This window comes from Synechococcus sp. OH20, assembly GCF_047502685.1.
Lineage (GTDB): Bacteria > Cyanobacteriota > Cyanobacteriia > Thermostichales > Thermostichaceae > Thermostichus.
This window is the reverse complement of record NZ_JANSIQ010000021.1, coordinates 130,606-149,242: the sequence shown is the minus strand read 5'-3', so window position 1 is coordinate 149,242 and position 18,637 is coordinate 130,606. Positions and strand designations below refer to the sequence as shown.

Below are 18,637 nucleotides of genomic sequence, written 5' to 3'. Positions count from 1 at the left end.
CATCCCGCCCCATGGGAGAGGGGGCTGGGGGGTGAGGGTCATCCCGCCCCATGGGAGAGGGGGTTGGGGGGTGAGGGTCATCCCGCCCCATGGGAGAGGGGGCTGGGGGGTGAGGGTCATCCCGCCCCATGGGAGAGGGGGTTGGGGGGTGAGGGCCATCCCGCCCCATGGGAGAGGCCAGGATTTCCGCATATTGCATGCGGCGGGAAATGACTCGCCGCTGGCCATTGCGATCAGTCCGCCCATCCTGGATAGCGTGCTCCAGGTACACCAAAACCCGCGGCGTCTCGGTGGGATCCCTTTCATCGACAAGGACGGATCCCTGTCTAAGTAAGTCTCTGTATCGTTCCAGAATAAGATCGATGGTGGCTTCCAGAAGAGGGTGGCCAGGGCAGACAAACTCTGCCAAAGGTTTTCCGGGAACGCTAACTAGGCTTTTATCAAAGGTAATCCGTTCGTATTTTCTGAGAATAGGCGCGCCCAAGCCAATCTGGCGATCCCGATTGCGAATGTCTGCCGGCACGTGGGTAATTTCGTAGCGTTTGGATTCTCGCTTTTGCACAGTGCCCCCTAAGTGTTGAAAAGCCTCTAGGAAAAAGGAAGCAATAAAATGAGGCTGGAGCTTCCGGGCTTCAGCTCGCTGCATCTCTAATCGAATCTGTTGCACCTTGGTGATGTCCATGGAGTCGTGGGCCAGAGCCCGTTCCTCCAGGAGCTTTCTCAGCCGTTCTCGATCTAGGTAATCTGCCACCTTCTGGTTTAGCCGAGCTCTCACCTCTGGATCATCACCATAGCGAATGGCCTCAATGAGCAGCTCTCGCAATTCCTTCCCATCAATAGCCTTGCCCAGCACGTCAAAGACCTTGCCCCCTAGGGCTTTTTGCTCGCTCTCCAGCTTCTTCAATAAAGCCAGGTAGACATCCCCCTCGCGAGTTTCTGCAGCCACCAAATTCCATAGGTGGCAGACTTCAGTTTGCCCAATGCGGTGGATTCGCCCAAACCGTTGCTCCAAGCGATTGGGATTCCAGGGCAAGTCGTAGTTAACCATTAGATGGGCTCGCTGCAGGTTGATCCCCTCCCCGGCGGCGTCGGTGGCAATCAAGATTTGCACAGCCGGATCCTGCTTAAAAACCTCTTCAGCCTTCTTGCGCTCCTCCCGACCCATGCTGCCGTGAAGAGTAACCACTGCTTCTGACTGCCCCAGCAGAGTTCTCACGCGGTCGGCCAGGTACTCAAGGGTATCCCGGTGTTCGGTGAAGATCACCAGCTTGCGCCGATGTCCACCGGCGTCGAACATTTCCCCTTGATTTTGCAACAGCTTGGACAATTCTTCCCACTTGCGATCCTGACCACTGCGTCGCACCCGTTCAGCCAGCTTTTCTAGATCCTGAAGCCGCTGAATCTCTGCCTTAAGCTGGACAATGGTGCGAGCGGCAGTTGCTTGATCTACCAACTCTTCTTCTTGTTTTTCCAGCTCGTCAGCGGTGTAGTCTTCAAAGTCTTCCTCCCAACCTTCCGCATCAAGCGGGGGAATAGTGACAGTAATATTTCTCGTTCCTCGACTCCGTAATTGTTCTTCCCTAAGCCGCTGCTCCAGCCTCTGTCGCCGTCGCCGCAAGGATTGGTAAATCGCTTCTGGAGAAGAGGCTAGCCGACGCTGTAGGATGGTCAGGGCAAAACCAACAGTTCTCTTGCGACCATCGTTGTCCAAGGCATCTACATTGTTAAACTCTTCTCGTACGTAATCAGTAACTTCCTGATAAAGCTTGGCTTCCAGATCAGATAAGGCATACTGGACGGTGTAAGCCCTTCGCTCTGGAAAAAGAGGCTTGCCGTCAAACTTAACCAAGTCTTCTTTCACCAATCGCCGCATGAGATCCGAGACGTCGCAGGTGTGAGCTCCATCTCGAAATTTTCCCTCAAAGCGATCTCCGTCCAACAAGGCCAAAAAAAGCTGAAAGTCTGCTTCTTTGCCATTGTGGGGAGTGGCTGTCATCAGCAAAAAGTGGCGCGTTAGCTGAGAGAGCAATTTACCCAGCTTGTAGCGCTTGGTTTCTTTGATTTCTCCGCCAAAGAAGGATGCCGAAAGTTTGTGGGCCTCATCGACAACGACCAAGTCCCAATCGGCTTGCTTAAGTTTATATTGTAGGGCTTCATCTCGGCTAAGCTTATCTAGCCGGGCAATGAGCAGCGGAATCTCCTGAAATGGATTCCCTGTTCGAGCTGCTTCAAGACGATCGTTGGTCAAAATTTCAAAGGGCAAATGGAACTTTTGCACCATCTCCTCTTGCCACTGCAGGGTCAGACTGCCGGGGCAGACAATGAGACAGCGGTGCAGGTCACCGCGAATCAGCAGCTCCCGAATCAACAGCCCTGCCATGATGGTTTTGCCAGCCCCTGGATCGTCGGCCAGCAAAAACCGCAGCGGCTGCCGCGGCAGCATTTCCTCGTAGACGGCACTGATTTGATGGGGCAGAGGCTCTACCAGAGAGGTGTGGACAGCTAGGAGGGGATCGAAAAGATGAGCCAGCCGAATGCGATGCGCTTCGGAAACCAACCGGAAGAGAGCACCCTCTCCCTCGAAGTTGCAAAGGGATCCCTCCTGAACAACTTCCAAAGTTGGCTCTTGGTTGCGAAACAGCAGCTCTGCATGGGGCTGCCCCTGGATGTCTTTGTAGATGACCTCGATGGCACTGCTGCCGTGCCATTTCACGTTGACGATGACAACGGCTTGGTTTGGCAGGATCCCTCTGACCCTTGCACCGGGGTTGAGATCTTCCAGTCGAGCCATAGACTGCAGGCTTATAGAACTGCTGGCAGAAGCTTGTTCCAACTCCCCACTGCTATGTTGCCCTCACCCCCAGCCCCTCTCCCAGAGGGAGAGAGGAGTGTCCTCATGTCAGGGATCCCTGTGGGCAGACAGAATGGCCTGGGCGGCCAGGTGACCGGAGAGGGTAGCCCCTTCCATGCTGTCGATGTAGTCTTGGGCGGTGTAGCTGCCGGCAAAGAAGAAGTTGGGCACAGGGGTCTTCTGCTGCGGGCGATAGGGATCCATGCCCGGCGCCTCTCGATAGAGGGAGTGGGCCAGCTTGACCACGCTGTACCAGGTCAGGTTCAGTTGCCGCGACGAGGGGAAGAGCTCGTGCACTTGGTGCAGCACGTGCTGGGCAATCTGCTCGTTGGGCATGGAGATGAAGGGATCCCCCGGCGTGAGCACGCATTGCAGCAGGGATCCCTGGCCGGGCTTGTAGTAATCGGCGGGGCTGGTGAGGGCCAGGTCGGCGAAGCAGGAGAAATCGGCATCGGCGGTGTAGAGGAGGTTGTCGATGCCAAGCGGCTGCGGGTGGTCGGCGGCGCGTCTGGCCCGGCCCTTCAGCTCCGTCACCCAGCCATCGAAGCGCAATTGCACCGTTGCCACAGGTACGGATTCCAGCTTGTAGAGGTTGTCGAACTGGGGCCACTGCCGCCACACCTGTGGGATCAGCCGTTTGGCCCCTTCCACCGCCGTTGCACACACATACACATCTGCTTCCACCCGCTCGCCATTGGCCAAGACCAGGCCGGTTACCGCGTGGGGAGGGGAGTCGTTGACTTCGATGCGGCTGACTCCCCGGCGGGTATGAACCTGGCCGCCGCGGGCTTGCAGGTAGCGGACGATGGGCTGGGTGAGGTAATTGTCCGGGGATCCCTTGAGGAGGTTGAGCTTGGAGGCATCTGTTTTGCTGGCAAACATCTGAAAAATGGTCAGCATACAGCGGGCGGAAATCTGCTCCGTATCAATGAAGCCCAGGGCATAGGCAATCGGGTTCCACATCCGCTTCAGGCTGGCCTCGGATCCGCCGTGGCGGCGGAACCAATCGGCAAAGCTCATCCGATCCAAGGCGCGAATCTGCCGCATTGCTCCTTCGTAATCCAGCAGGCCACGAATCAGAGGGCTGGTGCCCAGTGCCAGGGCGTTGCGCAGTTTATCGGCCCAGGAGAGCTGCTCTGTCGTGAAGAAGGCCTTGAGGCCGTTGAAGGGCGCTCCCAGGGGAAAGCGAAAATCAAGGCTGCCCGTATGCCCGCCGCGGTTGACAAAGGTGTGGAGGTGCTGCTTGGGCAACAGGTTCTCGTAGGCCCCCACCTTTTTCATCAGGGCAAACAAGTTGCTGTAGTTGCAGAAAAAAACATGGAGGCCCATCTCGATGTGGTTGCCCTCGGCATCCTGCCAGGAGCCCACCTTGCCGCCCACAAAGGGCCGCGCCTCGTAGATCCGCACCTGGTGCCCCGCTTCCGCCAAATCGACCCCCGTGACCAAGCCGGCCAACCCTGCTCCGATAATGGCTACCCGCATCGTGATCCCCTCAACTGAGCCCCGCCAAGGGCTGACGCAACTGCAAAGAAAGATGAACTCCTCTCATTCTGGAACAGGGATCCCTGGCTTGACAAACGACCGCAAAACTTGCCATCATAAACTTCCTGATGCGGATGTAGCTCAGTGGTAGAGCTTCTCGTTGCCAACGAGACGGTCGCGCGTTCGAATCGCGTCATCCGCTTTTTGGGCCCTCACCCCCGTCCCCTCTCCCGGAGGGAGAGGGGAGTTGTTAGCGCTTGTAGAAGGTCTCCAGGCTGTGGCGGTCGCCCACAAAGCGCCAGTGCCAGGGTTCGTAACTCACCCCCTGTGGGTTGCCGCGGGGAAAGGACAGCTCAAAGCCAAAACGAGCGGCATTCTTCTCCAGCCAGCGGAAGGCAGGGGTGGTCTCAAAGGCTTCTTGCGTGTCCCATTGGGGAAACCGGGCATCGCCAATGTCGATGGCATAGCCCGTGTGATGCTCGCTGTAGCCAGGGGGAGCGCTGAGCGCCGCCCGTTCTTCCGGTCGCAAAGCCCGCGATTGGGCCACCTGAAAAAACAAAAACTCCTGCTCCGCTATCGAGCGAAACCCAGAGATAGGGACGAGGCGGATCCCGTCGGCTTGGGCTGCTGCGCTCATGCGCAGGTAGCTCTCGGCAGCCGTCTGGCGCAGGCGCACCTCTCGACCGTGGTAGCTGCCCACCACCCGTAGGCTATCTGCGGGGGCCTCGGCATAGGCATAGTGCCCCAGCAGCGAGACCCGTCCATTCTGCTCAGTTGGCTGCGCCAGAGGGGGCTGACTGGCTTCTTCCAGAACTGGGGGATCTGCTGCTTGCCGGGATCCGGGTAACTGATCTATCCCCCAACCCGCCAAGAGCACCAACCCAACCACTACCAGCCCCAAGCTCAGGCGCAACCTCAAGGTAGCCGCCGAACCTTGCGCTTTTTCCACCGAAGTGGACTGGCGACGCGCAACCGGAATGTCGTCGTTCATGCGCAAGGGCCGGGATCTCAGAGAAGAACCGAAGAGATTTTACAGGCCCAAGTCTGCCAAGATATCGCGGGCATGGGTTTCGGTGTTGATGTTCTGATAGACCTTGGCAATTTTGCCCTCGCCGTCGATGACGTAGGTCACCCGCTTGGCGTAACCGCCCCCATCCACATCGTAGGCGCGGGCAATCACCCCACTGGTATCGACCAGTAGAGGAAAAGGCAAGTTGTACTTTTCGGCAAACTTTTGGTGAGAGGCCTGGTCGTCCATGCTCACCCCCAACACCACCACGTCTTTGCTCTGGTAATCGGCGTAGGTGTCGCGGAACCCGCAGGCCTCTTTGGTGCAGCCGGGGGTGTCGTCTTTGGGGTAAAAGTAGAGGACAACGGTTTTCCCGGTAAAATCGGCCAGAGAAACTTGGTTGCCGTGGGTGTCGGTGGTGTTGAACCCTGGAGCAATGGTGCCAACAGCGAGAACCATAGACAGGTGACCTGAAGAGTGCGAAAAAGAAGGCTGCCCCCAGCATTTTCTTCAGCCCTGGTCGTCTCTGTCAAGCGGTTGCCGGCTCTGACCCGGCTGCCCGTTGCAACTCGGCCACCAGCTCTTGGAGCTCCGCCGCCAGCCTAGAAGGCAGCCGTCGCCCCAGGATCTCCGCCAGCGACCGGTAGTACCACAGAGATCCCTCTTTGCCGCCGGAGAAGCGCTCCCAGAGCCGATCCCCCAGTTGGCGAAAGTCTCGCAGGATGCAGCGGACGTTGTGCAGCTTGTCGGCGGCGGCCACCAGCAAGACCGAGGCATCTGCGCTTTCCAAGTGCTTGAGATAGGCCACTTTGCGCTCTTTCCAGTTTTCTTTGGGCTCGCCCAGGGAGCTATCGCTGTCGGTGTCTGTGCATCCCAGGATGATCTGCAGCACCCGTTCTCCAAAGTGCTCCCGCAACTCCCGTTCGATCTGGGCCCGCGGCTCGCCGCTGTAGCGGGGGCCATCCTCCAGGCTGTCGTGGAGCAGGGCGGCAATGGCCTCATCTTCGTCGGCGCCGTGCTCCAGGGCGATGGACGCCACCGCCAGCAGGTGGCTGAGGTAGGGGATCCCTGTTCCCTTGCGGGTTTGAGCAGCGTGCCAGCGGTGGGCGTAGCGCATGGCCTCGGCAAACCGCGGCGTCAACTGGGTGGACATGGGTATCTCTCCATCGAGGTTGGAAGTTGAGGGGATGGGTCAGGAATGGTCTGCTGTTGGTTGTTGATTTGATTATGGGGGCAACTGGCCGGAACCGCAGGGGTTCAGCCGCTGGCCGCCGTCTGTTTTGCCGGTAGGGGCACCGGGATCCCTGCCCCTTGCCAGGCACAGAGATCGACAAAGCAATCCGCCAGGCGAATCAGCTCCGGGTGTGTGCTGGGCCGGTAGGCGGCTACCTCCAGCCGGCAGCCTTGGCTGCGGATGTGCCGGAGGGCTGGCGCGAAATCCCCATCACCGCTCAGCAGCAGCACCGTCTCGTAGCGGGAATACAGGGTCATTAAATCCACGATCAGCTCCCCATCCAGATTGGCCTTGCGGCTGCCGTCGGCACGGGTGACGACCGGCTTGGTGACCACCCGGTAGCCCAGCTTTCTCAGCTCTGCCAGAAAACGGCGCTGGCCGAGGTTGTGCGGATCTGTACCGCTGTAGAAATGCACCTCCATCTCGGTTCGGCCCTGGCCCAGCCAGCTCAACAGTCCGGGGTAGTCGAGAGGGGATCCCGATTGCTGGGCGCTGGCGTGCAGGTTAGCGCCGTCAATAAACACCCCCAAAGCTTTGCGCGGGGAAGGGAGGGCTGGCTGGGACTCCACCTGCTGCTGCAGACGTTGCAATTGCGCCCGCATCGACTCCAGTTCCTCAGGAGTCGCCTGGGGCAGAGCATTGAGCCGCAGTTCTACAGCTTTGAGCCGCCGCTGGATCTGTTGAATGGCCTGCGTGGTGGGAGCCAGTTGCTGCCGCACCGATAAATGTGACGTAGGCCGAGCTTCGAGAGCGTCGATGCGCGCCTGTATCGCCCCCAGTTGGGCCGCCATCTGTTCCTGCTGCTGCCAGCTCTGCCCCAACACTTGGCAAAGCTGTTCTTCGCGGCGGCGGATGGCCGGGTAAGCCGCAGCCACAGGCAAGAGACCCCAGACGACCTGGCGGGTTACTAAGGCTGTCACCCCCAAAGCCAGGGATCCCGTCCACAGCCAGGTTAGGGAGAAAGTAGAAGTCCTACCCATGCTCATAGTCAGCTCTCCTCGGTTTGGGTGAATGGGTCTGATGGTTGCCGAGATTGGATTGCGCTCACCTCAGGGATCCTTCTTGAAGAGCGGGATGCCCAGCACTCACGGAGGCATTGAGGAGCAGCAATTCAACGACTGCAGTATGTCTGCTGTTGGAAGAGGGAGCTTCCCATTGCTGGCCGGACAAGTGGGCAACTCCAGTATTGAGGGCAGACAGAAGGCGCTCCTTTTTGCCGACCAGCCCCGTGGCTTGCCCAATCTGGAGCGGCGCGAACATGAAGGGAGCGGGGTCAGTTGGGGATCTCAATGGTTACGTTGGCCAACTGCACATCGTCATAATCCACCCAGGCTCCGCCAGGCTGCACGACCGTATCACCCCCCACCGGCACCGAGATATGCAGAGATCCGCCGAAAAGGGGAATGCTGATCGGCACTTGGGGACCACGGGTAACCCTGCTGGGCTGAATCAGGGTTTTGCCGGTGCGCAGCGTCACGGTATTCAGGCCCAGGCGCAGATGCGGCAGTGGCAGAGGGATGCGCAGGCCGTCTCCTCCCAACTGGATCTGCTCCACCTCCACCCCGTTTAAAAGCACTCGCATGGGAGACATATTGGCGCCGGGGATGCGGGACTGGCCGGCCCGATAGGCAGCGGCAGTATCCAACCCAATCAGGGATCCAATCCGCAAAACCGGTGGGCGAGGCGGCAGGCGTTCCAAAGTGAAGGAGCGGGTCATCTCCACCTCTTGGGCAGGGCCGAGAAATTGGCCGGCAGCCGCCGACTCTGGAGAATATTGGTTATCGCCCAGGCGGATGACATTGGCCTCCAGCACCAAAGTCGTGTTGGGATCCCAGCGCTCCAACTGCAACTGCCAGGGCCGATCCCCCCCCGTCTGTCTGTTGCCTGTGCTCTGGGAATAGGGCAGATAGTTCTCCAGCCGCGCCACCAAAATTTCTTCTGCCGGCAGCGGCCCCGGCAGGCGAAACCGCCCCTGAGCATCGGTGCGCACCGCGATCCCTGCCCCTGGAATGGCCACCTCCACCCCGGCCAAAGGCTGGCCTGTCAGGCGATCCACCACCTGGCCAGAGTAGGCAGAATCCAACTGCACCTGTCCGGTGGGTGCATCTGTGGCCGCCTGAATGCGCTGCTGCAACACCTGCCAATCGGCTTCTGTAATCCGCCCATCCTGATCGACATCGGCAGCCCGGATCGGGTCGTCGGTCAACTCCCGTTCTCCCCGCAAGTAGGCCCCCAACAGGTTGAGATCCTGCACTGTCAAACGGCCATCCCCATCCAGATCGCCCGCTTGAAAGGGCTGCGCTTGGGCAGAAGACAGGCCTATCCAACCCAGAGCAAGGGATCCCAGCAGCAAGAGAGAACGGGCTAAACAGGAGACCCTAGACATGGCAACTCTCCTGGGGAAAAAGCCAGGCAGCGTTCTTCATGTTTTAACGCAATTCACTTCCTCGCAGCAGAGTTGGCCGAGCCGGTACAGAGTACTCTTGAGCGCAATTTTGCTCGCCCGCCTTTGGCTGCAGGAGCCGAAAACTTGATGGTAGGATAACCGTGGTGACTTGCTTCTCCTATGGCTCGATACTCTTGCGTTACCCAGCTTGTGGGCTCAGCCGAGCAGCTAGGCGAGTCGATTCGCGCCATCTTGGAGCGCTGCCAACTCAATGTCCTCCACAACAGCTCTGATTACTGGGTAGCCGGTGAGCCCCCCGGAAAGAATCCCTACACCAAGCTGGTAACCGTGGAAGTGTTTGTGGATCGCACCCGTCAAGCCGCCGACGGCTCTGTACAGGTAACCTGTATCGCCAAAAATGAAGAGCTGCCCCTGAGAAGCGTTAACCACTGCCAACAAACCTTTGATCGCCTGAAAGCAGAGCTAGCCCAGTTGCAAACTCAACTGCAGCTTGCTGCCCAGCAAAAAGATGCTTTACGATAACAGAGCCGAGTTTACTCTGCTCCCATGGCACGTCGCTGCCAACTCACCAACAAGAAGCGCAACAACGCTTTTGCCATCTCCCACTCCCACCGGCGCACTAAGCGCCTGCAGGAAGTCAACTTGCAGTGGAAGCGCATCTGGTGGGAAGAAGGTAAGCGGTTTGTGCGTTTGCGCCTTTCCACCAGAGCCCTGAAGACCCTCAAGGCTAAGGGAGTAGGGGCCATGGCCCGCGAGGCCGGGATCGACCTCAACCGCTTTTGAGCTTTCGACCCCCTTGTGCTTGCCGGATCCAGCCCTCACAGCAACCCGAATAGCTTACGCGACTTGGGCTGTAAACCTGCCAGCAGCGTGTTGAGGGTGTCCCGTTGGGTCAGCTCGTTGGTGCCGCTGGCCCGCTCGATTAAGAGTTTGCGCATTTCGTCCGAGAGCTTGGCGTCGGTGAAGTCGGCGCCGACAAAGCTGGCCCCTTCAAGTTGAGCTTCTTGCAGGTTGGCCCCCACCAGGAGGGCTTGGTCAAAGTTGGCATGTTGCAACTGACAACTGGCCAGGACGGCCTGGGAGAGGTTGCAGCGAAAGAGGTTGGCTTGGCAAAAGTCGGCGGCAAAAAAGTTTCCTCCCGCCAGGTTGGCAGCCACCAAGCTGGCCTCGCGAAAGATGGAATGGCTGAAGCGCCCCCCCTGAAAGCTGCTTTTGTCCAGCTTGGCAGCGGTGAAGTTGCTGTAGTCTCCCAGGGCTTGACTGAAGCTGGATCCCCGCAGATCGGAGGCGGCAAAATTGGCCCGCTCCAGCTCGGCACGGCGGAAGTTGCACAGCCGCAGATCCGCCTGCTGCATGCTGAGCGAGCGCAGGTTGGCTCGCGTCAAGTTGGCCTTGGGCATCTGGATGCGGTCGAACAGGCCCCGCGAAAGGTAGGCGCCTTCGAGGTTGGCACCCAGCAGGGAGCGCCCTTCTCGCAGGGCTGCCAGCAAGTCCCTCGTGGTTTCGATGCGAACCGGCTCGGAGGGTTGAGAAGGGGGAGCACTCACGGATGGGTTGTTCCTCACAAGCTGGGACAGAAACTCGGTCAACCTAGCCGAGGACTGAGGGCTAACTAAGGATTCCACCTATCAAGCTAACGTTTGCGCCGCTTGCCGAGGTTAAGAGGATGTTAATAAAGCCAGTCCTGCTGGGTTGCGGGTAAGGAACAATCGGCTCCGATTTGTTGCATACTCGGGGCAGCGTTTCGTTAGTGAACCCCACCTTCCATGCAGGTAGCTTTCATTGTCGATCCGTTGCCCCAGTTGCAGGTGGGCCATGACACCAGCGTTGCTCTGATGGAGGCGCTGCAGAGACGGGGACACCGCATCTTTTGCTTGGGACTGGCCGATCTCTACTGGGATCAAGGGGAAACCTGGGCCGCCGTTGAGGAAATTGCCTTGGATCCGGCAGCAGATCCCTGGTACGAGGTCAAAGAACGGCGGCTGTTGCCCTTGAGCCAAATGCAGGCGGTGTGGATGCGCAAGGATCCGCCGGTGGATACGGCCTATCTCTATGCCACTTACCTTTTGGATCGCCTCTCCCCCAGCCGCACGCTGGTACTCAATCATCCTGCTGGGATCCGCTCGGCCAACGAAAAGCTCTACGCCCTGCAATTCCAAGAGTGGATCCCGCGTACCTGCGTCAGCAGCAGCAAACACCTGCTGCGCCAATTCGTCGAGGAGATGGGGCAGGCGGTGCTCAAGCCCTTGGGTGGCAAGGGTGGGGAAGGGATCCTGCGGGTCAGTGCCGGGGATCTGAACCTCAATTCTTTGCTCGAGCTGAGCACTCAATTTGGCCAGCTACCCGTGATGGTGCAAGAGTATTTGCCAGCAGCAGCGATGGGAGATAAGCGCATCTTGTTGCTAGAGGGAGAACCTTTGGGTGCCGTCAATCGCATCCCTGGGGAGGGAGATTTTCGCGGCAATGTGGCCGCCGGCGGTCGGGTAGAAAAAACCAAGATTACCGAAAAAGAACGGGCTCTCTGCGGGTCTTTGGCACCGGTGCTAAGGCAGGAGAAGCTCTATTTTGTTGGGATCGATGTTATCGGAGAACGACTAACGGAAGTGAACGTGACCAGCCCGACGATGCTTCGAGAGATCTCTCAATTGGAAGGAGTTGATCTGGCAGACCAAGTGGCCCAGTGGCTGGAGAAGAAGGTACCTCTCGAGAAGTAAAAAGCCCCACAAGGGGGCCTAGTCGCGACCTATAAAACTCTAGAGCACTATAAGGAAGGGCTCCATAAACAAGCTGTATTGAACACCGCATTGAGCACAGTTCTTAGAATCTCAGAAAAAAGGTCAGATCCGCGCAGCCGTTATCTTTTTTTTAGATTTTCTGGCGTGAAGCTAACCTCAAGACCCTCCGGTTCTGCTGGGGCGAGCTTTGAGTTGCTGCTAGGGGGTTAGGAGTCTGCCGGCGGCCTTTCTCGTCCAACCCAGCGCCAGGTGGTGGGCAGCAGGGCTGCTGCCAGCCCGCACTTCACCAGGTCTCCTGGTATAAAAGGGAAGACCCCTTTGTTGAGCACTGCCAAGAGAGAGGTGGGGCCGACATTCTCGTTCAGCCATACCCCCATCCAGGTGGCTCCCAGGACGTAGATCAAAGCCGAGCAGGAGAGCATAGCCGCCGCCATCTTCCAAGGGTCGCGATCCACCCCCCAGCGCTCCACAAACCAGCCCATCAGCCCAGCAGCCAGGGGAAAAGCTAGCAGGTAGCCCCCCGTCGCTCCGGCTAGGTGTTTGAGCCCAGCTCCGCCGCCGCTGAAGAAGGGCAATCCCAAAAGCCCCTCCAGCAGATACAGCAGCAAGGCGAGAAAGCCCAGCCTGGCACCAAAGCCTGCTCCCACCAGCATCACGCCAAAGGTTTGTCCGGTAATCGGTACCGGCGTGAAAGGCAAAGGGATCCGCACCTGAGCCAGGGCCGCTACAAATAAGCTGCCTCCCACCACCAGCAGCAAGTCTCGAACGCGGGAAGGGCGAGGCAGCAGGGTTTGCGCCAAAGGTGTGTGAACAAAAGTTGCAGTCATAGGCTACTCGAAAGACTGAGATACAAGGGATAGCAACCCTCTGCCGGGATCTGCCGGCTATCGCAAAAAGTTTTGGTTAGGGATCCCGATGGCATTGCAGCGATTGGCCGGCAAAAGGGCTGCATCCCATGCAGTATACCGTAACCGGCGGATCCCGCACCTAGGCACTAGCTTTATCAATAAAAATAAAATTGGGTCTAGAGAAACAGTCTGTGCAGTCGGCCTTGCGGGGAAACCCTATTGTTGGGAATAACCAGAAAAGTCCAACGGGAGAACCGTACCGAGCCCGCTGCAACTGCACAGCCCCCCAACTCAAAACCCAAAAAAAGACTGGCAGTGTGAGGTCTGCCAGTCTGAGCAGTTCCCTGTGAGTGAGCTGATGCCGTCGTTGCCAACGTCTTCAACCCGATCCCCAGTTTGTGTCGCTTCTTGCCATCTGGAAGTGATTCGGATCACCTGAGACTTGGGATCTTCAGCCTCGGCGAGCCCTTACAGAGGGAACACCTCAAAACAACGGCAACTGCTCCTCTTGCGCCGGGGCAGGCTCCTCCCAATTGGGATCCCAGTCCTGTGAGGGATCCGCGGCTTCTGCCAGCAGCTGACGGGCGGCGGCCAGCAACTCGTTGTGCAAAGGGGCCAGATCGCTGCGGTCGGCCAGATACTGCTCCAGAGCCGTCAGGGGCTCAAGTCGGCTGGGATCCAAGCCCGGCAGACGGATGCGGCCGGGGCCGATCACTTCCGGAGTGATGGTATAGCTAAAGGCAGGGGCGAGAGCATTGTGCAAAGCCCGCTCATCGACGCAGTCGAGCTGGTCGGGGCGTAGGCGGTAGATCAACCGCAGGATAGAGCCGGCCACCGGCGCCTTGGCGATGGCGGCCAGCAGTTTGGCCTGCACCTGCTGTGGCGGATCGGCGCTCAGATCCAGGCGGATGGTGTGAAAGGTGCGGGTGGGCAAGGGCAAAAATTCGTAGCTCGCACCTGTGGGGGTGACTTCGACCAGCACACAACCTTTTTCCTCTTTTTCCTCGCCAAAGTCCACCCGCTCAATACTGCCGGGATAGATCACCAAGGGATCCCGACACAGCACCTGATGGCGGTGCACATGCCCTAGGGCAACGTATTGGTAGGCAGGCCGCGCCAGCAGCGAGAGGGGTACCGTAAATCCTTTACCCACCGAAAGATGCCGTTCTGCTCCGTAGCGGGCCGTCTCTACCATGACGTGAGCCAGCAAAATCGCCGGGATCCCCGGCTGCAGGGTGCGGACCTCCCCCTCTAGGGCCAGATGAAGACGCTGCAGGAGCTGATGGGCGAGGATTTCCCCATCCAGTCCCAAGCTCTCTTGTTGCGTGAGCAGAGCGGAGCGGTTCAGCCAAGGTAAAGTCGTCACCTGCACCGGGCCGCTGCGAGTTGCGATCCGATGAGTTTGCAGCCTGTCTCCCACGATAAAGCCTGCAACCCCCAAAGCGCGGTAGATGGCCAGGCTGTTGCCCTCTTGCCCTTGCCCATACTGGTCGTGGTTGCCCACCAACAGGACGGTCGGGATCCCGGCATCGGCCAAGCGGCGAAATTGTTGGGCAAAAAGCTCTTGGTGGAGGGGGGGTGGTGTTGCATCGGGAAAAGCATCACCCCCGAACAACACCAGATCCACCGCTTGGTTGAGCGCATGGTCAATGCACAGGCGCAAAGAAGTCACAAAATCTTCTAAACGGGTGTTCAATCCGGTGGCCGGGTTGATGTGACCATGGGCAAGGCTGCTGCCCAGATGAACGTCCGCAAGATGTAGCAGCCTCACCATCTTGGATACTCTTGGAGTCTTTGAAGCCCTCTCATCTGTTGGGATCAACCTTGCCGTTCGCGTTAGCGGAGCCGAGTTCTTTGCTTGCCTGGCCTCCCAGATCCAGAGCTAGGAATCTTGGCTCAAGCTTGTCGGCGGGGTCTGGCTCGATCCAAACGCAAGGGCCGGCCCATGAACTCCTGCCCGTTAGCACTCTCGATGGCTTCATCTTCCTCGGCCTCGGTTGCCAGATCCACAAACGCGAAGCCTCTTGTCTGACCCGTTTCCCGATCTATCGGGATTGTAACCGACTTAACGTTCCACCTCTGCTGGAAGAAAGCTGCTAGTTCTTCTGTTGAGGCTTTATAGTTCAGGTTTCCCACAAAAATGGTCATAGCAATTCAAGCAAAGTAAGGCACCAATCAGCAAGAGGGGCAACCAGGCTCCAGGGTAATTCACTTCTATCATGGAGACTTACCGAATCGCACAACATGAAAGGATGTAAAGGGATCCCTGCCGGAAAATCCTCCCGCTTCCTGGTCCAAAATCTACCTTTGTCAAACTTTACAGGCCTGTACTCTCCCTGCCACCGGGTTGAATTCCTCTGCCCTCGCCCCGGCCAAGCTCAGGCACCGCCGGGATCCCGCACCTTGCCATGTTGTTGCAATTTGTTAAGATGTGTATTAGATTGCTTGCACTACCTGGCCGGATCTGCGCTGTTGCAACCCTCTGCAGATCCCTAAACCTGAGCACCCTGAGGTGATAATGATGGACGAAACGCTAGATCTCTCCTTGGAGCAGCAATTTCGCCAGCGGGCTTTCGAGACCTTGGTTTCTCGGATGAGCCACGAGCAGGCCAAAGACATCTTGGTTAAACTGCACAAGCAAATGCTGTTGCAGGAAGCCACTTACCGCCAACTGCTGCGTCATTCCCTCAGCGCCTGATGCACGCCCTTTCGCTTCCCACTTGGTGGATTCACATCGCCAGTGTCTTGGAGTGGAGCGCTGCCACTGTGCTTGTGTGGCAATTTGGGGGGCGGGTGGGCCGGCCCGAGTGGCGAAGTTTGAGCTGGGCAATGCTGCCCGCTTTGCTGGGGGCGATGTGCGCGATCACCTGGCACTGGTTTGACAACGACCCCAATTTGGACTGGGTGGTAACTGCCCAGGCCAGTTTTACTTTAATCGGCAACTGTACGCTGGCCTGGGCTGCTTACCACATTTGGCGGGCTGAGGCAGCAGATGCACCTTCACGGGAGGGGGAGCCCGACTGAGCGATGAACAGTTTGTTTGCCCTCTCCTTGTTTCCTTACTTGGTCTTTTTGTTCTTCCTGTCGCGGCTGCGCCGGATCCCGCGGCTGGCCCTGACTGGGTTTTGGCTGCTGCTCCTTTTTGTGGCCATCAGCATCCCGGCAGGGCTGTACGCTCAGGTTCACTACGGCACTTCTCTGGCCAACGTGGATCCCTTGCATGGGGGGGCAGAGGCTTTTCTCACCCTCTCCAACATTTTGGTGGCCTTGGGCTTCAAGCAAGCCATTGACCGCCAGGGATCCCCAGAGGCTGGGGACGGCAGCTCTGAGTTGTAGTCATTGCAAACGAGCCTGAGCCAGTCTTTCGACCTGACACACTGCCGAGCCCAAGCGCTCCGCGCCGCTCACGCGACCACCCCCAGCCCCTCTCCCAGAGGGAGAGGGGGGCTGAGCGGCAGACGAATCGCCTCGGCACGGCATGAACCGAATGTAAAATAGAAGTCTGGACTGGACGTCTGCTGTTGTTTATTCTGAGAGACCTGCCGGATGGTGGCCACTCTTTCTGTCCCCAAAGTGAAGCTCAAGCATCCGCCCCTGCGCATCTATCGCATGGGCGACAAGGTGCTGCGGCAGCCGGCCAAGCGTGTCAGCCAGGTCAACGATGAGATCCGCCAGCTTGCTCGCGACATGCTGCAGACCATGTACAGCTCGGATGGGATCGGTCTGGCGGCTCCGCAGGTGGGCATTCCCAAGCGCATGATTGTGGTGGATCCCCATCCCGACAAGCCGGAGGTGCCGCCGCTGGTGCTGATCAACCCGGAGATCCGCGAGTATATTGGCGAAGCAGTTGCTGGGCAGGAGGGCTGCCTGAGCATTCCGGGGGTATTTTGCGAGGTGATGCGCCCAGAAGGGATCGTGGTTTCGTTTAAAGATGAAACCGGTCGGCCCCGCACCATTCGAGCTGACGATTTGCTGGCGCGGGTGATCCAGCACGAAATCGATCACCTCAATGGTGTGCTGTTTGTGGATCACGTGGAAAACGAGCTGCTGCTGGATCAGGAGCTGCGCAAGCACGGCTTTCAGATGCAGGATGTACAGCGCAAAGGCACCCCCTCTGTCGCCTCTCGCTGAAGCCCTGGCAAAGTTTTCACGTCTTAGTTTTTGTTGGTTTAGTGCTGCAGGCGCTGAGCCAAGAGCTGCTCCTCTAGGGCGGCGATGCGGTTGTAGGCAGCGGTTAATTGGGCACTCAATCGCTGGACTTGGGCTTCTGGGGCAAGCTCGTGTCCCATGCTGCGGCTGCTTACCACGGTGGGTTCATCATCCAACAGGAAGTTGTGGCTGCCATCTTCCACCAAGTCTGAGATCAGAACGCTATAGCGGGAGGGGGCGGGGACATTTTTTTTAGCCTCCTGCTTTGCCAGAAGAGCAGCTGCCACCTGCTCCGGCATCCGCTCGATGGCAGCTTTCAGCTCCTGTATTTGCGACTCCAGACGCTCAAGATAGTGCTGCACTGCTTCGCTCATAGCTGCCCCAGTTTGACTCTTTACTTTTATTGAAAGAGATAAGTTCTCGCTTCTCCCCTTCTTCCCCTAGATCATTTAACGATTACGCAGTTGGAGAACTAAACGTCGGCTTCAGGAGTTTACCCTAGCAAGCCAGTCCTGCTGGTTGGCGTCGGCCACAATTGAGATAGGCTCTCTCCAAAGTTTTTTCCAGAGCAGGTTTCTCTCTATTTCCAGACAAAAAATGCAGGATGCGGTTCTCCCCTTTCCCCAACAGGGCTATACCTTGCCCGTGTTTGCGGTAGCTGCTGCTAAGGCTGCTCTCCACCGTCTCATCGGGATCGCTTTGGAGCAGGACGGCGCTCATCCTGTCATTGCCGTGCAGGTGGAGCCTGAGGCGGGATCCGCTGCCGGCTGGGTCAGGATCCCGGTAGAGCAGGTGGCAGCTTTGTCGGAGAACACGGCTCTGGCCATTACCCGCTCGGATCCCGGCCCTCACCTGGATCTCACCCGCAACACACCGGTCTGGGCCTGGGTGAGCTTGGAGGAACGGGATCCCACCGCTCTCCCTTTGCTCCTGGAAGCGGGGGAGGGGCTAGGACGACACGCCGACGGCAGCCCGGCCATCTATGCCTACGCCCGGCGCCTGTTTGAGATCAACCTTTTGTCTGGGATCCCAGAGGGTTATCGGCTGCGGGTGCGCATCATCTTGCCGGAGGGAAAACTCTTGGCGGAGCGGACTTCCAATGCGGCGTTTGGGGTGCTGGAAGGACTGGCTCTTTTGGGGACACGGGCGGAGGTGGAGCCTTCTGCCGGCGCCGAGAGCCTGGAGCGGGCCCGCTGCGAATTGCAGCAGAAGTTGGAAAAGCACAGGCATCTGGCCTTTTGCGTGGGTAGCCATGGGCAGCAGGTGGCCTTGAGGCAAGGGATCCCGGCGGAAGAGATTCTACTGGTGGCCAATTGGATCGGGCCGCTGCTGGTGGAAGCAGGGTTGCGGGGGGCGGAGTCGGTTCATTTGATCGGCTACCACGGCAAGCTGATCAAGCTGGCAGGGGGCATCTTCACCACTTCCAGCCATGTGGCCGATGCCCGCCTGGAAATCTTGATGGCAGCCCTCATCCGCTGCGGGGGAACAGCCGAACAGGCGCGGCAGGTGCTAGAGCTAAGGACGGTGGAGGCAGCGGTGCAGTATCTGAAGGAGCTGGGCTGGGCAGAGCCGGTGCTGCAGGAGCTGTCCCGACAAATCCGCCAGCGGGCGACAGCCTATGTGCAAAAGTATGCTGCTCGATCCCTGCCGGTGCAGGTAACCCTGTTCGATCGGCAGGGCCAGGTTTGCGCTCAGGTTGGGATCTCCTCCCCAAGCCCTTGATCCCTGCTGTTGTTCCTCACCCCCAGCCCATCTCTCTAAGGCGAGCCCAAGCGCTCCGCGCCGCTAGCGCGACCACCCCCAGCCCCTCTCCCAAAGGGACACCCTCACCCCCGGCCCCTCTCCCAAAGGGACACCCTCACCCCCGGCCCCTCTCCCAAAGGGACACCCTCACCCCCAGCCCCTCTCCCAAAGGGACACCC

Annotated in this window: 20 protein-coding genes and 1 tRNA gene; 9 read left to right on the top strand and 12 right to left on the bottom strand. The window is 58.8% G+C overall.

The features are described from left to right. Both NW826_RS05320 and zds read right to left on the bottom strand, forming a co-directional pair. Positions 1-2,791: helicase-related protein (locus NW826_RS05320; protein WP_414509615.1), on the bottom strand; the 2,791-nt coding region annotated here is incomplete at its 3' end. Positions 2,792-2,899: 108 nt separating this feature from the next. Continuing rightward, positions 2,900-4,333 (bottom strand): 9,9'-di-cis-zeta-carotene desaturase, encoded by a 1,434-nt coding sequence (gene zds, locus NW826_RS05315; protein WP_414509614.1) that lies wholly within the window; start codon positions 4,331-4,333, stop codon positions 2,900-2,902. Between the two features lie 130 nt (positions 4,334-4,463). Between zds and NW826_RS05310 the strand changes: the two genes are divergently transcribed. Then, a tRNA-Gly gene (locus tag NW826_RS05310) sits at positions 4,464-4,535 on the top strand. A 48-nt stretch (positions 4,536-4,583) separates the two neighbouring features. Here NW826_RS05310 and NW826_RS05305 read toward each other — a convergent pair. The 5 genes from NW826_RS05305 to NW826_RS05285 form a co-directional block, all read right to left on the bottom strand. Continuing rightward, positions 4,584-5,324, bottom strand: a complete 741-nt coding sequence (locus NW826_RS05305) for a D-alanyl-D-alanine carboxypeptidase family protein (RefSeq protein WP_414509613.1) — start codon at positions 5,322-5,324, stop codon at positions 4,584-4,586. Between the two features lie 39 nt (positions 5,325-5,363). Further along, entirely contained in the window at positions 5,364-5,801 is a 438-nt protein-coding gene (locus NW826_RS05300; protein ID WP_414335015.1) for a peroxiredoxin, read from the bottom strand. Positions 5,802-5,871: 70 nt separating this feature from the next. Further along, a complete protein-coding gene (locus tag NW826_RS05295) occupies positions 5,872-6,495 on the bottom strand; it encodes an HD domain-containing protein (RefSeq protein WP_414426975.1) in 624 nt (207 codons plus the stop codon). Positions 6,496-6,599: 104 nt separating this feature from the next. After that, positions 6,600-7,562: an NYN domain-containing protein gene (locus NW826_RS05290; RefSeq protein WP_414509612.1), complete on the bottom strand. Its 963-nt coding sequence runs from the start codon at positions 7,560-7,562 to the stop codon at positions 6,600-6,602. Positions 7,563-7,849: 287 nt separating this feature from the next. After that, a complete protein-coding gene (locus NW826_RS05285) occupies positions 7,850-8,962 on the bottom strand; it encodes a dockerin type I domain-containing protein (RefSeq protein ID WP_414426973.1) in 1,113 nt (370 codons plus the stop codon). Positions 8,963-9,142: 180 nt separating this feature from the next. Between NW826_RS05285 and NW826_RS05280 the strand changes: the two genes are divergently transcribed. Both NW826_RS05280 and rpmB read left to right on the top strand, forming a co-directional pair. Beyond that, complete coding sequence (locus NW826_RS05280) at positions 9,143-9,505, top strand: hypothetical protein (protein WP_414335020.1); 363 nt, start codon at positions 9,143-9,145, stop codon at positions 9,503-9,505. Positions 9,506-9,529: 24 nt separating this feature from the next. Continuing rightward, on the top strand, positions 9,530-9,766 hold the full coding sequence (rpmB, locus tag NW826_RS05275) for a 50S ribosomal protein L28 (protein WP_414335021.1): 237 nt from the start codon (positions 9,530-9,532) through the stop codon (positions 9,764-9,766). Positions 9,767-9,801: 35 nt separating this feature from the next. On the opposite strand, the gene NW826_RS05270 is transcribed toward rpmB, so the two are convergent. After that, on the bottom strand, positions 9,802-10,530 hold the full coding sequence (locus NW826_RS05270) for a pentapeptide repeat-containing protein (protein ID WP_414335022.1): 729 nt from the start codon (positions 10,528-10,530) through the stop codon (positions 9,802-9,804). Positions 10,531-10,749: 219 nt separating this feature from the next. On the opposite strand from NW826_RS05270, the gene gshB reads away from it, so the two are divergent. Then, positions 10,750-11,697 (top strand): glutathione synthase, encoded by a 948-nt coding sequence (gshB, locus tag NW826_RS05265; protein WP_414335023.1) that lies wholly within the window; start codon positions 10,750-10,752, stop codon positions 11,695-11,697. A gap of 227 nt (positions 11,698-11,924) precedes the next feature. On the opposite strand, the gene NW826_RS05260 is transcribed toward gshB, so the two are convergent. The 3 genes from NW826_RS05260 to NW826_RS05250 all read right to left on the bottom strand — a co-directional run bounded on the left by NW826_RS05260 (position 11,925) and on the right by NW826_RS05250 (position 14,714). Next, positions 11,925-12,545 carry a biotin transporter BioY gene (locus NW826_RS05260; RefSeq protein ID WP_414509611.1) on the bottom strand — a complete coding sequence of 207 codons (621 nt, stop codon included), beginning with the start codon at positions 12,543-12,545 and terminating at the stop codon, positions 11,925-11,927. 505 nt (positions 12,546-13,050) lie between these two features. Beyond that, complete coding sequence (gene sbcD / locus NW826_RS05255) at positions 13,051-14,340, bottom strand: exonuclease subunit SbcD (RefSeq protein ID WP_414337347.1); 1,290 nt, start codon at positions 14,338-14,340, stop codon at positions 13,051-13,053. A 122-nt stretch (positions 14,341-14,462) separates the two neighbouring features. Continuing rightward, positions 14,463-14,714, bottom strand: a complete 252-nt coding sequence (locus NW826_RS05250) for an RNA recognition motif domain-containing protein (protein ID WP_414335027.1) — start codon at positions 14,712-14,714, stop codon at positions 14,463-14,465. A 373-nt stretch (positions 14,715-15,087) separates the two neighbouring features. Between NW826_RS05250 and NW826_RS05245 the strand changes: the two genes are divergently transcribed. The 4 genes from NW826_RS05245 (at position 15,088) to def (ending at position 16,697) form a co-directional block, all read left to right on the top strand. Further along, a complete protein-coding gene (locus NW826_RS05245) occupies positions 15,088-15,264 on the top strand; it encodes an NblA/ycf18 family protein (RefSeq protein WP_414341539.1) in 177 nt (58 codons plus the stop codon). Then, positions 15,264-15,590: a DUF2499 domain-containing protein gene (locus NW826_RS05240; RefSeq protein ID WP_414509610.1), complete on the top strand. Its 327-nt coding sequence runs from the start codon at positions 15,264-15,266 to the stop codon at positions 15,588-15,590. Before NW826_RS05245 ends, NW826_RS05240 begins: the two co-directional genes overlap by 1 nt. Before the next feature lie 3 nt (positions 15,591-15,593). Then, positions 15,594-15,902, top strand: coding sequence for a DUF3593 domain-containing protein (locus NW826_RS05235; RefSeq protein ID WP_414335030.1), 309 nt, complete (start codon positions 15,594-15,596; stop codon positions 15,900-15,902). Between the two features lie 210 nt (positions 15,903-16,112). After that, entirely contained in the window at positions 16,113-16,697 is a 585-nt protein-coding gene (gene def, locus NW826_RS05230; RefSeq protein WP_414509609.1) for a peptide deformylase, read from the top strand. 38 nt (positions 16,698-16,735) lie between these two features. On the opposite strand, the gene NW826_RS05225 is transcribed toward def, so the two are convergent. Then, positions 16,736-17,089, bottom strand: coding sequence for a hypothetical protein (locus tag NW826_RS05225; protein ID WP_414335844.1), 354 nt, complete (start codon positions 17,087-17,089; stop codon positions 16,736-16,738). A gap of 223 nt (positions 17,090-17,312) precedes the next feature. Between NW826_RS05225 and cbiD the strand changes: the two genes are divergently transcribed. After that, positions 17,313-18,437 carry a cobalt-precorrin-5B (C(1))-methyltransferase CbiD gene (gene cbiD / locus NW826_RS05220; RefSeq protein WP_414367647.1) on the top strand — a complete coding sequence of 375 codons (1,125 nt, stop codon included), beginning with the start codon at positions 17,313-17,315 and terminating at the stop codon, positions 18,435-18,437. The last annotated feature ends 200 nt before the right edge of the window (positions 18,438-18,637 follow it).